The 12,623-nt window shown below is 71.7% G+C and carries 12 protein-coding genes and 1 other RNA gene; 6 read left to right on the forward strand and 7 right to left on the reverse strand.

Annotation, left to right across the window (positions count from 1 at the left end; translation table 11 throughout):
- Positions 1–36 precede the first annotated feature (36 nt).
- Positions 37–942: a hypothetical protein gene (locus Cch01nite_RS16110; RefSeq protein WP_203757275.1), complete on the reverse strand. Its 906-nt coding sequence runs from the start codon at positions 940–942 to the stop codon at positions 37–39.
- Complete coding sequence (locus Cch01nite_RS16115; RefSeq protein ID WP_275407222.1) at positions 939–1,544, reverse strand: DUF6318 family protein; 606 nt, start codon at positions 1,542–1,544, stop codon at positions 939–941. The genes Cch01nite_RS16110 and Cch01nite_RS16115 overlap by 4 nt, the downstream gene beginning before the upstream one ends.
- 257 nt (positions 1,545–1,801) lie before the next feature.
- On the opposite strand from Cch01nite_RS16115, the gene Cch01nite_RS16120 reads away from it, so the two are divergent.
- Positions 1,802–3,418 (forward strand): S1C family serine protease, encoded by a 1,617-nt coding sequence (locus Cch01nite_RS16120; RefSeq protein WP_239070772.1) that lies wholly within the window; start codon positions 1,802–1,804, stop codon positions 3,416–3,418.
- A 207-nt stretch (positions 3,419–3,625) separates the two neighbouring features.
- Positions 3,626–3,994, forward strand: a transfer-messenger RNA (tmRNA) gene (ssrA, locus tag Cch01nite_RS16125).
- A gap of 96 nt (positions 3,995–4,090) precedes the next feature.
- Here the strand turns inward: ssrA and Cch01nite_RS16130 are convergent.
- The 4 genes from Cch01nite_RS16130 to Cch01nite_RS16145 form a co-directional block, all read right to left on the reverse strand.
- The gene (locus tag Cch01nite_RS16130; protein WP_203757279.1) at positions 4,091–5,269 is read right to left on the reverse strand and encodes a prolipoprotein diacylglyceryl transferase family protein; all 1,179 of its coding nucleotides are present in this window, start codon (positions 5,267–5,269) and stop codon (positions 4,091–4,093) included.
- A complete protein-coding gene (locus tag Cch01nite_RS16135; RefSeq protein WP_203757281.1) occupies positions 5,266–5,796 on the reverse strand; it encodes a hypothetical protein in 531 nt (176 codons plus the stop codon). Before Cch01nite_RS16135 ends, Cch01nite_RS16130 begins: the two co-directional genes overlap by 4 nt.
- A 6-nt stretch (positions 5,797–5,802) precedes the next feature.
- Positions 5,803–6,912, reverse strand: a complete 1,110-nt coding sequence (locus tag Cch01nite_RS16140; protein WP_203757283.1) for a hypothetical protein — start codon at positions 6,910–6,912, stop codon at positions 5,803–5,805.
- Positions 6,913–7,175: 263 nt separating this feature from the next.
- On the reverse strand, positions 7,176–8,174 hold the full coding sequence (locus tag Cch01nite_RS16145; protein ID WP_203757290.1) for a patatin-like phospholipase family protein: 999 nt from the start codon (positions 8,172–8,174) through the stop codon (positions 7,176–7,178).
- Positions 8,175–8,451: 277 nt separating this feature from the next.
- Here Cch01nite_RS16145 and Cch01nite_RS16150 point away from each other — a divergent pair, with 277 nt between their 5' ends.
- The 3 genes from Cch01nite_RS16150 to Cch01nite_RS16160 all read left to right on the forward strand — a co-directional run bounded on the left by Cch01nite_RS16150 (position 8,452) and on the right by Cch01nite_RS16160 (position 11,709).
- The gene (locus tag Cch01nite_RS16150) at positions 8,452–9,348 is read left to right on the forward strand and encodes an SDR family oxidoreductase (RefSeq protein ID WP_203757292.1); all 897 of its coding nucleotides are present in this window, start codon (positions 8,452–8,454) and stop codon (positions 9,346–9,348) included.
- Positions 9,349–9,416: 68 nt separating this feature from the next.
- Positions 9,417–10,154 carry an SDR family NAD(P)-dependent oxidoreductase gene (locus Cch01nite_RS16155; RefSeq protein ID WP_203757294.1) on the forward strand — a complete coding sequence of 246 codons (738 nt, stop codon included), beginning with the start codon at positions 9,417–9,419 and terminating at the stop codon, positions 10,152–10,154.
- Between the two features lie 124 nt (positions 10,155–10,278).
- A complete protein-coding gene (locus tag Cch01nite_RS16160; RefSeq protein ID WP_203757296.1) occupies positions 10,279–11,709 on the forward strand; it encodes a glycoside hydrolase family 18 protein in 1,431 nt (476 codons plus the stop codon).
- Positions 11,710–11,727: 18 nt separating this feature from the next.
- Here Cch01nite_RS16160 and Cch01nite_RS16165 read toward each other — a convergent pair whose 3' ends face one another.
- Positions 11,728–12,192 (reverse strand): hypothetical protein, encoded by a 465-nt coding sequence (locus Cch01nite_RS16165; RefSeq protein ID WP_203757298.1) that lies wholly within the window; start codon positions 12,190–12,192, stop codon positions 11,728–11,730.
- Positions 12,193–12,285: 93 nt separating this feature from the next.
- Between Cch01nite_RS16165 and Cch01nite_RS16170 the strand changes: the two genes are divergently transcribed.
- Positions 12,286–12,597: a putative quinol monooxygenase gene (locus tag Cch01nite_RS16170; RefSeq protein ID WP_203757305.1), complete on the forward strand. Its 312-nt coding sequence runs from the start codon at positions 12,286–12,288 to the stop codon at positions 12,595–12,597.
- The last annotated feature ends 26 nt before the right edge of the window (positions 12,598–12,623 follow it).

Consider the following 12,623-nt stretch of genomic DNA (forward strand, 5'->3'; position numbering starts at 1 on the left):
CGCCCATCCTGCCGGGTCACACCCACACACGGGCGCTCAGCAGTCGTCCGGCTTCGGGATGTCGGTGCACAGGCTCGTCACCAGGTGCGAACGCCGCTCCTGGACCTCGAACGGTGGTGTCGTCGCCGACGTCTGCGCGGTCCCGTCGACCTCACGCCACACCGGAGAGCCGTCGACGCGGTAGCGGCCCGTCCACGTCGTCGTCAGCGTGATCTGGCGAGTGCCCGGCCGCTGGTACACGTGGTACGTGTCGTGGTCCGGCCACGGGTGGCCCGGGCTCGTCGTGGTCAGAGGATCCAGCTCGTCACCGAACTCGTAGCGGTACCTCGTCGGGGTCGCGACGACGTCGATCCCGTGGCCGAGCAACGTCGTCCGCAGCGTCTGCTCCGCCGGATCGGTCATGACGATCGTCTCGATGTTGACGAGGACCCAGCCGCGGTCGGGCTGCATCCTGAGCGCCGGTGCGGCGAGGGGGAGGCGGCGGAAGTCGGCCTGGGTCAGGACCGGCAGCAGGTCCGCGGCGCAGCCGCCCTGGTCGACCTGAGTCCACGGGGTCCAGTCGTCCGAGGTCGGGGTCGATCGCACTCGCATCCACAAGGGGTCAACGACGGCATCCTCGCCACAGGCGTCGGGGCCGGTGTCGCCGATCGCCGGCGGGCACGGGCCGTTCAGCGGCGTCGTGCGAACAGCGTTCGTGACATTGCAGAGCGGGGCGCGTTCGTACTCGTAGCGGCCGGCGTCCGGATCTGCTCGTACCAGGTGGGCCTGCCGCTGTGCTTCACCTTCGGTGACGGTCAACAGGACCGCTCTGCGGTCCTCACTCACACGCCCGCCAAGGCCGGAGGAGTCATCGGGGTGTCCCAAAGCAGGAGGTGCGATGGAGAGAGTGGCTGCACACCCAATCGACAGTACGAGCACGAAACCGCGAATGAATCGGCTCATGGCGTCGGAGCGTCGTGCACGTCTACCTGACGGACCAGCCAGGCGTTGTCGGTCCAACCGAGCGCGAAATACATCTGAACGCTGGAAGGACCGCCGCGGTCTGTGACCTTTCCGGTGCTGTCCACTTCGGTCCAGGCGCCCTGATGAACCTCAAGGTCTGCTCCGTACGACTGCCCCGGGACGACCTCGATTCCGTTGGCCCGAGCGAACTCGATCGTGGCTGGCGGGTTTGTGTGCTTCACCAGAACCATCTGTTCGATGTCCCCGATAACGTCTGCGCAGAACGTGCAGTCTGTCGCCGACATGGCGGTGAAGCCTTCGAGATCGCCTGTAGCAAAGGCGTACCTGTAGAGCTCCAAGTAGTACTTCGCAGCAGCGACGGCGCCGCCTGCGCTTGGCTGCGCCATCTCGGCCGAGGGGACTGGCTGAACCGCCGTCAGCTCGGGTGTTGGCTCAGGTGATGCCACTGCCGTGCTCGGGCCGGAAGGGGAGGCGCTCGCGGATTGGGCCGGATCATCGGGCGGACCCCCGGTGCAGCCGGTCGCCGTGAGCGCGAGTGCGCCGAGCGCTGCCCAACCCCATGCCCCCTGACGAATCCGCATGGCGGGGAACCTACCGAAACCGGACACGCCGCGGCGGGCGGATCTCACAACCTGTGGACGAGTGGCTGGAGGTGAGCCGCACGGGAGGACCGACGTGGGACGTCTCGGTCGTCGCGGAGTCGAGCGTCGGGACCCGGACGACGAACTGGGCCACGCATTCACAGCGCGCTCTCTGGTGGCGTCCGGGGTTCGTCCGGGTTGGAGGAATTACCTAGGTCTCAGCGGCACCGACCCGGTGCCATGAGGAGGCGACAGAGATGGACGACCAGACGACGCCCAGCGCGACCCCGGAGCCCACGAAGCCCACGGGAGAGCCGGCCGACGCGACGACCCCGACCCCCGTCGCTCCGCAGCAGCCGGCCCCGCAGCCGGTGGAGCCGCCGGCGGCGGTGACCCAGCCGCTGCCGCCCACGGCCACGCCACCGGCGCCCGCCGCACCGCAGCCCCCGGCCGCTCAGCATGCCGGACCTGCGTACCCGCAGTCGGCCCCGCACCCGTCGGCCCCGATGCCCGGTGCCCCGCAGGCTGCACCGCACTCGCCGTACCCGGCGCCGCAGCACTACGGCCCGTACCCGGCGGCCGCGCAGCACGGGCACGCACCGCACCCCGCCGCGGCACCGCACGGCCAGTACCCGCCGGGCGCGAGCTTCGGTCCTTACCAGCAGACGGCCGTCGCGTCTGCCCCGAAGGCTCCGAAGCCGCCGCTCCGCGTGAAGCGGGGTGCCGCGGCGGGTGCGCTGTCCGGTGCGCTCGCGCTCGGCCTCCTCGTCGGCGGTGGCGCGGCGTGGGGCATCGCGTCGCTGCACGACGGATCGAGCGACCGGTCGGGGGTCCAGGACGCCGACTGGCCGAACGGTCAGACGTGGCAGGGTCCGGGCGACGGCATCCCGAACCCTGGCCAGGGCCCTCAGAGCGGGGGAGGCTCGGACGGCCAGACCGACCCCGGGACGACGAGCAGCCGGACCACGAGCCCCGCGACGGACGACCAGCAGGTCGGCGTCGTGACGATCGCGAGCACGCTGGGCTACCAGGGTGGCGAGTCGGAGGGCACCGGCATGGTGCTGACGTCGGGCGGCCTCGTCCTCACGAACAACCACGTGGTGGAGGGCGCGACGGCGGTCCAGGTGACCGTCGAGTCCACGGGCACCACGTACGAGGCGACCGTGGTCGGCTACGACGCGTCGGCCGACGTCGCTCTCCTGCAGCTCAAAGACGCGTCCGGTCTGAAGACGGTCACGTTGGACGACGACAACGGCGTGACCACGGGCGACACCGTCACGGCCATCGGCAACGCCGAGGGTGGCGGCGACCTCGTGGCGGCGTCGGGCGACGTCACCGGCACGGACCAGACGATGACCGCGCGGACGTCGTCGAGCTCGGGGGAGACCCTCAGCGGGCTCATCGAGTTCTCGGCGGCGGTCGTCTCGGGCGACTCCGGCGGCCCCGTGCTGGACGACGAGGGCGAGGTCGTCGGCATGACCACGGCCGCGTCCGTCGGTGGCACGACGACGGTCGGGTACGCGATCGACATCGTCGACGCCCTCGCCGTCGCCCACCAGATCCAGTCCGGCACCGAGACCGGCACCGTCCAGATCGGCCTGCCGGCGTTCCTCGGCGTCGGGCTCGCCCAGGACACCGGTGCCGGCGCCGTCGTCCAAGGGGTCATCGACGGCACCCCGGCGGCGACCGCGGGTCTCGGCGCGGGCGACGTCATCACGGCGGTCGACGGCACCGCGATCACGTCGTCGGACGACCTGCAGAACGCTCTCTCCTCCCACGAGCCGGGCGACACCGTGACCCTGACCTGGACCGACGCGCAGACCGGCGCGAGCCAGCAGGCGACGGTGACGCTCGTCGAGGGGCCGGTCGGCTGAGACACCCTGTCCCCGGGTGAGACCGACCTCTCCGCGACCGCCGGCCGACGTCCCCCTCGTCGGCCGGCGGTCGTTCGTGCTCGAGCGGAGAGGTGCGGCGGCTCTGCGTGGCGGGGGAATGTGGACGACTCGAGGGTCGTTGGAAGGTAGGCTTGCCGCGCTGTCGCCGTCCCTCGGGTCGTTCGGCAGCGGTTGAAAACTGAACATGGGGGTGATCGGTTTCGACGGTGATCGTCGAGCCAGGAGAAGCGGGTCGAGGACGCACGGTTATCTCGTCAACGCTCCGTGCAAATCATAGGTGCCGATAACACGCGCACCGACTTCGCCCTCGCCGCCTGAGCGAGCCTCGAAGTCCGTCGGCCTAAGTACGCTCTCGACTTAGTTCCCGGCGTCATCTAGAGAGCCACTGCTGGTAATCCTCGTCAGTGGGGTTATCGGGACTTCTAGCTGACTGGGCCTGTCCACCTTCTCGTCCGTGGGAGTGGTGGAGGCCGAGAAAATCCATCACGGACTGCACCCGGAGAATACCTGGTTCCACGTCATCGGACGCGGGTTCGATTCCCGCCACCTCCACCGTCGAGGCCTTCGCCGAATGCGAAGGCGCTCATCGTAGATTGCGACGAGGCCCGTCCCCGCTGGGGGCGGGCCTCGTCGTGTCCCCGGTGGGTTCTTCTACGCCGTCAGGCCGCCGACGGGGTCGGCCATGAGCAGGTGGCACGTGCCCGTCGCGCTCGCGATGACGACCGGGGTGCCGCCCGCGCACCGCAGGATGCCCACCAGGTCGGCGAGGTCCGTCATCGCCCGCTCGGTGAGCCGCCCGTCATGGCTGCTGACCGTGTAGTGCCGGAGGCGCTGGGCGCCGTCGTCGGTCCGGGCGGCGGACACGAGCAGGCCTGCCGACGTGGCGTGCACGTGCGGGCCGGCGCCGTCGACGGCGAGCACCGCGTCGAGATGGTCGAGCAGCTCGGCGAACTCGCGGAGGCGGCGCGGGGTCGCGAGCTGCCACAGGCCCCGGCGCCGGCTCAGCCGGTAGGTGCCGACAGCGGCGGTCAGGACCAGCCCGACGACAGCGACGCCCAGCTGCCAGCCGGTCCAGGGCAGCACCTGAAGTGCCGTCAGGACGCCGACGGCGGCGAGCACGACGACGGACAGCCACTGGGCCTGGGAGAGGCCGAGGAGGTACGCACGCCCGGAGTCGCCGCGGAGCGGTTCGGTGAACAGCCTGCCGACGGCGTAGCCGGTGACGCCCACCGTGAGACCTGAGCCCGCGGGGCCTCCGGCGAGCACCACGCCGGCGGTGACGACGGTCATGCACACGGCCCAGCCGGCCTCGACGACCTGCACCGGGAACGTCCGGACGCCGACGTAGCACGACGGGAACCCTGCTTCGGCGTGGGTGGGGCGGTAGCGGATGCCGCGGTGCGCGGGGCGCCCGTAGCAGCACCCGACGAAGAGGCAGCCGAGCTTCACGACGATGAGCGCGCCCAGCGTCCCGGCGACGGTGAGGTCCAGGTACGGCAGCACCGGGGCACCCGCAGCCCAGATCACGACCACCGCGGCGCCGACGGTCGCCAGCGCGTGGTGGAAGAAGACGTAGACCTCGTCGCCGTACACCACCTTCGTGGCGAGCCCGACGACGAAGAACGCCACCACCGCACCCAGGAGGATCGCGGCCATGAGACCCGGAGAACGTCCGGTCGCGGCCGCGAGCACCGTCGCGAGGGTCCCACCGGTCGCGAAACCGGCGCCGACGCAGAACGCGAACGGGGCCACCGTCCACGGCCCGAGCCGCAGCGCCGTGCGCGGGAGGCGGTCGAGAGGCCCGGCGTCGACCGTGCTGTCCACCGTCATCGCTGCTCTCCCGGTTCGTCCTCGTCCCGCCGCACGGGCGGGGGTGCGCCGTCACCCGTGAACCCGAGCTCGAGGACCGTCGCGCCCGCCTCCGGTCCCTGGCCCTCGCCGAGCACCGCCGCTCGCGCCGTCTCGCCGTCGAGCCTGCCGGCAAGCCGGAGGTACACGGCGTAGGACTCGATGTCCGCGGTGAGGAGCCGCACCACGAGGTACGTGTCCGCGTCGCTCCACCGGACCGGCAGCTCACCCGTCAGCCAGGGGATGACGTCCACGTCGTCCGAGGAGAGCCAGGCCGGTCGCCCGAGGAGAGCGGCGAGCTCGGTCACCGTCGTCGCGCCGGGACGGACGTGTCGCGCCAGCAGGTGCTCGACGGCGAGGGCGCGACGCCGCGGCGAGAGGGCGGGATCTCCGGCGACGTCGCGCCAGAACGACGGCGGTTCGTCGCCCGGCGGCAGGCTGCCCATGGCTGCGACCGCGGTCGCCTCGTCCACCGACGGGTCGGCGATCCTGGTCAGGTTGGTGTCCACGGGCCCTCACACCGTCGTGATCCTGGTCGTGCGGTCTGTCGAGGTCGGGGTGCAGTCCCAGGTGGCCGTGATGTTGTGCTGCAGGGCGCCGGTGCCGCCGGGCAGCCCCGCGTCGCCGGCCACGACCGGCAGCGCCCACGCGGGTGCGGCGTTGCGCACGGCGAAGCTGGACGGTAGCGACGGGATCGCGTGGTAGTCGGCGGTTCCGAGGATAGACAGCGAGCCCTTCGTGCCGTCACCCAGCCCGGGGTTGGCGTACGTGTCGGCGCTGTGCGGAGAGGTCGTGGTGCCGACGAAGACGGCGCCGTTGCGGACCTGCCAGGCCTCCGAGAAGTCCGTCCACGCGGGGTCGATCCCCAGGCGGGCCGGGGCGTCGACCGCGGCGTTCGCCGCGTCCTTGACGTCGAAGACCCATCGCACGTGCTGGACGACGAAGCCGTTGGCCCCGGCGCCGTTGTTGATCGACCACCGGCTGCCCCAGGAGAAGCTCCCGAACGGGTGAGCGGTGGGACCGCTGACGGTCGTCTTGGCCAGTGTCGGGACCGTCGCCGACGCGCGGCCGCAGCGCTGGACGGACAGGCCGCCGCGCGCCCTGTCGACGGCTTGCGCGACCATGCCGCGCACGCCACGCGGCGCGGGAGCGGACGGGCGCGGCGTCGGCGGCCCGTGCACGGGCCGGGCGCCGGCGTGCGCCGCCTCCTGGGCAACCAAGGAGCTCGACAGCCCGGGGTTGGTCCCTACCGGTTCGGGCGCGACGCCGGGCTGCTCGGGCGCCTCGGGGCGGGCGCCGGCTTCCGTCCCGTCCCTGACTGCGGCCTCCGGGTCGAGCCCGGTGTCCACCTCGCCTCCGATCACGGCGTCCGGGCCGAGCGCGCCCACTGCCTCGCCCGACGCCGGGGTGCTCGCAGGGAACAGCCCGGCGACGGCGGCGTTGCCCGCCGTCCGTTGCAGCCGCAGGAGACGACCCGCGGTGAGCTCCGCGGAACGGCGTTCGTGCTGCGGGGCTGCCGAGAGCCCGGGCGCGGGCTGCCGGTCCCCGGTCGGGGACTCGGGGCCCGCGACGGTCGGTCGACGCGCGTCCAGGCCTTCGACGTCGCGCGCGACGTGCTCGCTCACCGATTCAGGGTGCACCCCTGCGCCCTGGGGCTCTGCTGCGGACCCGGGCAGCGGCGAGGGAAGCGCCGGTGCCCGATGGTGCACGGCCGCCGACCTCCGCGAGACGCAGGGCCCGGGCGCCGTCGCCGCCCTGCGCGCTCGTCGTCGCGCGGGCTCGTTCCGCCACGCCAGGCTACGCACACCTCACCACTCTGACCAGGGGAGACGCGGTCGACCAGAGGTGGCCGTCCGTCGAGACGGACGGCGACCTCCGGCCGTGCGACCTAGATCCAGAAGTCGCTGAGCGCTCCCGCCAGGGCTCGGCCCTGGTCGTGGCCGGCGCGTGCCGCGGGTGGTCGCGTCGTCGGGTCCATCATGTTGTCGCCGAACGCGGCGAGCGAGCGGGCGTCCGGCAGGATCGTCTCGACCGTGCTGCCGCTCGCGCGCAGCTCGTCGACCTGCACGGCGAGCTGCTGGCCCCACTCCAGGGGTGTCAGGGTCCGGCCGCCCAGCGGGGACAGGACCAGCACCCGCTCGTACCCGGCGGCCAGGTCGGCGTTCTCGTTGCGTCGGTAGCCGCCGTCGAGATAGCGGTGGTCGCCGATCCGGTAGGGCCCGGACCCGAGGCCGTTGGACGTGCTGGCGGCGACGGCGTCGACGAGCTCGACGCCGCTGTGACGGTCGAAGACGACAGGGTCGGCCGTGTCGGCGTCGATCGCCGTGAGGAGCACCGCGCGTTCGGGCCAGTGCAGGCGGGGGAGCCTGGGGGTGACGACGGCGCGCCACCGCGCCGTCCCCGAGCCGTCGGACGCGGCCTCCAGCTCGCGCGTCGCCGCACAGATCCGGCGACGGTAGTCGGCCGGGCTCCGGGAGGCGTCGATGAGTCCGAGCAGCGTCTCGACGGGGTTCGCCGCGGGCCGGGCCGGCACACGTCCGGGCTCGGGTCCGACCGGTGCGGGGCGTCGCGGGGGTACGCCCTGGACGGTCTGCGCGAACAGCTCGGCGGGGGTGGCGGAAGTGATCTGTGCGGCGGCCGTCGCTCCGGCCGAGGTGCCGATGACGAGGTCGGCGTCCGTGACGTCGAGGCCCGCGTCGACCAGGCCGGCGACGACGCCGATCAGCCAGGCGTTGCCTGCTGATCCGCCGCCGCCGAGGACGAGGGCGCGCCGGCCCGCGGGGATGCGCCCGGTGGCGTCGACCAGCGGCCGGTCGGTGTCTGGCGTCGGGGCGTCGGGTGACGTCGTCGACGTGGGACGAGGGTCCGGGTGGGGTGTGGTGCTCATGGGAGTCGCCTTTCGCGAGGTGCCTGGCGGCGCTCCCGGGGCGACTACGTCAGTCGCTGATCGTGCACTGCGAGGGAGCACCCATCATGGTTGCTGCGGTCATGGGTCTCACCTCCTGCGGGTCGGTCACGATCGCCCGAACAATGGCACGCCGACGGCGACGCACGCAAACGACTTTCCCGCACCGGGCCCGTCGGCCGTTAGGGTCGCGGAGGCAGGATCGACATCGTTATCGATGCCGCCGGAGCTCCTGTCGACGTCCCCGAAGGAGATGACGATGTCGCCCGACCAGCTCACGTTCGACAACCCCGTCGAGCGCCACTCGCACATCAAGCCGCACGCCTCCTGGCAGCCGGTGCCGGGCCTCGACGCGGAGCTCGACCCGAAGGCCGACCACGGCGAGACGAGCTACCGCGGCACCGGGCGCCTGCCCGGTCGCAAGGCCCTGATCACGGGCGGCGACTCGGGCATCGGCGCGGCGGTGGCCATCGCGTTCGCACGCGAGGGGGCCGACGTCGCGCTCAGCTACCTGCCGGAGGAACAGGTCGACGCCGAGGCCATCGCGGAGCACGTCCGCGCGGCGGGCCGCACGGCGGTGCTGCTGCCGGGCGACATCCGGGACCGTGAGTTCTGCCGCACCCTCGTCGCCGACGCCGTCGAGGGCCTCGGCGGGCTCGACATCCTGGTCAACAACGCGGCGCACCAGGTGTACCACCAGACGTTCGACGAGCTCGACGAGGACGACCTGCACCGCACGATCCAGACGAACCTGTACGCGATGTTCTGGATCACGCGCGACGCCCTGCCGCACCTGGGTCCCGGCTCGACGATCATCAACAGCACGTCGGTGCAGGGGTACAACCCGTCGCCGATGATCATCAACTACGCGTCGACGAAGTTCGGCATCATCGGCTTCACCAAGGCGCTCGCCGCCGACCTGGCGCCTCGCGGGGTCCGTGTCAACGCCGTGGCGCCTGGGCCCGTATGGACGCCGCTGCAGGTGTCCGACGGGCAGCCCGCGGAGAAGCTGAACGGGTTCGGGGAGTCGTCGTGGCTCGGCCGGACGAGCCAGCCGGTCGAGCAGGCGCCGGCGTACGTGTTCCTCGCCTCGCCCGAGTCCAGCTTCGTGGTGGGGGAGGTTATCAACGTCAACGGCGGGGCGAACGTGCCCTGACGGGCGCGGACCCCGTCGTGGCGTCGCCTACCGTGGACCGCGTCCTGCGGACTGGTCGGAGGCGTGGCATGCGGGTGCTGATCACGGGGGCGACGAGCGGGCTCGGGCTGGCGATGGCGTCCGCCCTGGCGTCGTCGGGTGCGACCGTCTCGGTGGGCGGCCGGTCGGTGGAGCGGGCGCAGCAGGTGGCGGCCGGGCTGCCGGGGGCCGTCGGTGTGGAGCTCGACGTGCGCGACGAGTCGTCCGTCGCCGCGGCGGTCGAGGACGTGTGGTCCCGGCTCGGCGGCGTCGACCTGCTCGTGAACAACGCGGGCCTGGGCATGCGTGCCGTCAACCCGGACTTCATGACGGACCCCCGCGGGTTCTGGGAGGTGCCGGTCGACGGGTTCCGCGCCGTGGTCGACACGAACCTCACGGGCTACTTCCTGGTGGCCCGGGAGGTCGTGCCGCGGATGCTCGCCGCCGGCGGTGGTCGCATCGTCAACGTGGCGGTGAGCGAGTCGACCATGGTCCGGGCGGGGTTCGTCCCGTACGGGCCGTCGCGGGCGGGGAGCGAGGCGCTCTCGCGCATCATGGCGGCCGACCTGCGGGGCACCTCCGTCACGGTCAACCTCCTGCTGCCGGGCGGCCCGACGGACACCGGGATGCTGCCCGCGCACGTCAGCCGGGGTGGCGGCCGGTTCCTCGACGCGGAGGTCATGGGGCCGCCGATCGTCTGGCTGGCGTCCCCTGAGGCGGAGAGCGTCCACGACCAGCGCATCGTCGCCGTCGACTTCGAGCGGTGGCTCGCCGAGCGGCGTGGCTGACCTCGACGAACCGGACTCTTGACGCGGATCGGGCGTCGGGCCGTAGGGTAAGGACATCCGCATTAGGTAAGAGTCTTTACTAACTACCCCCGGTCAGAGCTGCCCGAGCGTCAGGGAGTGCCCCATGCGTCGTTCCCGTCGGTTGTCCGTCTCCGCCGCTGTGGCCCTCGTGGCCGTCGCGGCCCTCGTCGCGCCGCTGCCCGCGCAGGCCTCGTCGAAGCCGCCCAGCGACGTCCCGAACAAGGTCGTGACGGCCTACTTCGCCGACTGGGACGTCTACGGCCGCGGCTACTTCGTGAAGGACATCCCGGCAGACCAGCTCAACGTCATCCAGTACGCCTTCGGCGTCCCGGGGTACGACGCGGCGACCGGCAAGGCGAGCTGCGACGTGCTCGACCCGTGGGCCGACTACCAGCAGGTCTACTGGACCGGGGACAACACCGTCGACGGCGTCGCGGACGACCCGTCCAACCCCGACCAGCACCTGTTCGGCAACTTCAACCAGCTCCGCAAGCTCAAGGCCGCGAACCCCGGGCTGAAGGTCGAGATCTCGCTCGGCGGCTGGACGAAGTCCACGTGGTTCTCCACGCTCGCGTCGACCCCGCAGCTGCGGCAGGCGTTCGTCGCGTCCTGCATCGACACGTTCATCAAGGGCGACCTGCCCGGGGGCGGCTGGCCCGAGAACGCCGGGGGAGCAGGTGCCGCAGCCGGGCTGTTCGACGGCATCGACCTCGACTGGGAGTACCCCACGCAGGTCGCCGACGGGAACGTCAACCCCGGCCCGGCCGACCGGCACAACGCCACGCTCCTCGCCGCGGAGTTCCGCCGGCAGCTCGACGCGTTCGGCGCGACGACAGGCAAGCACTACCTGCTCACCGCGGCGCTCCCGGCGGCCACCAGCTCGACGAAGTACTACGAGCTCAAGGAGATCACCAAGTACTTCGACTGGGACAACGTCATGACCTACGACTTCAACGTGCCCAGCGGCCCGAAGGCGTCCCACAACACCCTGTTCACCCCCGACCCGCGCGACCCGAACATCCGCAACCTCACCTGGAACACGACCGGCACGGTCGCGTACTACCTGGCTCAGGGGGTGCCCGCGAACAAGATCGTCGTCGGGGTGCCGTTCTACGCGCAGCAGTACCTGCGCACCGGTCCCTCGAACCACGGCCTGTACACGGCGTTCGACAACACCGGGACGGACTCGAACTCGCTGACCGTCGACGTCACGCCGCAGCCCAGCTACCACGCGCTCGTCGACGAGGGCGGGTACGTGGACGCGGCCGGAGTCACGGGCGGAGCCGGGTACACCGCGTACTGGAACCCGCTGGCGGGGGAGCCGTACCTGAACAACCCCGCGGCGTCGCACCCGAACCTGACGACCGGGCCGGCGACCGTGCCGACGACGATCGTCTACTCCAGCCCCCGGTCCATCGGGGAGCGGGTCAAGCTCATCAAGGCGCTGCACCTGCGCGGGGCGATGGCCTGGGAGCTCAGCCAGGACTCGAACAGCGGGGCCCTGATCGGGGCGCTCGCGCCGGTGCTGCAGTAGTCGCGGAACCCGCGCCGCTCACAGGTCCTCGGTCGCCACGTGCGTGACAGGCACGTGGAACCGGTGGGCCAGCCGGTCGGGCAGGTCGGTGTGCAGCCAGTGGGAGAACCGGGACGGGAGCGTCACGACGATGATCTCGTCGTACGCCCCCTCGGCCATCGCGGCCTCCACCCCGTGCATCGGGTCCGGGTCGGACACGGCCCCGGTGGCGCTCGCCCCGGCGGCGGCGAGCTTCTTCAGCGCCGCGTCGAGCTTCGCCTGCGCGAGCTTCTGTGCCTCGGCGGGTGGGTGGGGCAGGTTGAGGGTGCCGCCCATGACGGGCATCGGGATGGCGACGGCGTTGGAGGCCAGGTCCTTGACCGGCGTGGCCGGCACGACCAGGCGGAACTCGGAGGGGTCCTCGGTGCCGGTTCGATCAGCGATGACGTGCATGAGCTGGTCGCTGTCGAGCGTCTGGTTCGCCACGATCAGGTAACGCCGCATGATGACCTCCGGTCACAGCCCGTTCAGCGCACGCTACCGCGTCTCGGTCGATGTGGAGGGGTGGGCCTCGTCGACCGGGTGTAGGAACGGGGTATGAGCGAACCGGACGAAGCTGACCGACCGCTTTTCCTCGTCGTGAGCATCAAGCCGCGCCTGGACCGCCTCGACGAGGCCGAGGCGCAGCTGCAGTCGATGCGTCACAACACGCTCAATGAGCCCGGGTGCGTGTTCATGCATCTGACGCAGCCCCAGGATGACCCCGACTCGTGGGTGATGCTGGAGATGTTCCGGTCGCGCGCCGCCTGGGACGACCACATGCTGCAGCCGTACAACACGGAGGGGAACCGCATCCTCGAGGACCTTCTCCGCGAACCGTCCGACCTTCGTCTGCTCGACGAGAAATGACCTGATCGACCCGACGCGCGGCCGTC

This window comes from Cellulomonas chitinilytica (assembly GCF_016862675.1).
GTDB lineage: Bacteria > Actinomycetota > Actinomycetes > Actinomycetales > Cellulomonadaceae > Cellulomonas > Cellulomonas chitinilytica.

Coding starts and splice junctions, on each gene's coding strand:
- Cch01nite_RS16110 (WP_203757275.1), bottom strand. CDS start 942: ATGAGCCGATTCATTCGCGGTTTCGTGCTCGTACTGTCGATTGGGTGT.
- Cch01nite_RS16115 (WP_275407222.1), bottom strand. CDS start 1,544: ATGCGGATTCGTCAGGGGGCATGGGGTTGGGCAGCGCTCGGCGCACTC.
- Cch01nite_RS16120 (WP_239070772.1), top strand. CDS start 1,802: ATGGACGACCAGACGACGCCCAGCGCGACCCCGGAGCCCACGAAGCCC.
- Cch01nite_RS16130 (WP_203757279.1), bottom strand. CDS start 5,269: ATGACGGTGGACAGCACGGTCGACGCCGGGCCTCTCGACCGCCTCCCG.
- Cch01nite_RS16145 (WP_203757290.1), bottom strand. CDS start 8,174: ATGAGCACCACACCCCACCCGGACCCTCGTCCCACGTCGACGACGTCA.
- Cch01nite_RS16150 (WP_203757292.1), top strand. CDS start 8,452: ATGTCGCCCGACCAGCTCACGTTCGACAACCCCGTCGAGCGCCACTCG.
- Cch01nite_RS16155 (WP_203757294.1), top strand. CDS start 9,417: ATGCGGGTGCTGATCACGGGGGCGACGAGCGGGCTCGGGCTGGCGATG.
- Cch01nite_RS16160 (WP_203757296.1), top strand. CDS start 10,279: ATGCGTCGTTCCCGTCGGTTGTCCGTCTCCGCCGCTGTGGCCCTCGTG.
- Cch01nite_RS16165 (WP_203757298.1), bottom strand. CDS start 12,192: ATGCGGCGTTACCTGATCGTGGCGAACCAGACGCTCGACAGCGACCAG.
- Cch01nite_RS16170 (WP_203757305.1), top strand. CDS start 12,286: ATGAGCGAACCGGACGAAGCTGACCGACCGCTTTTCCTCGTCGTGAGC.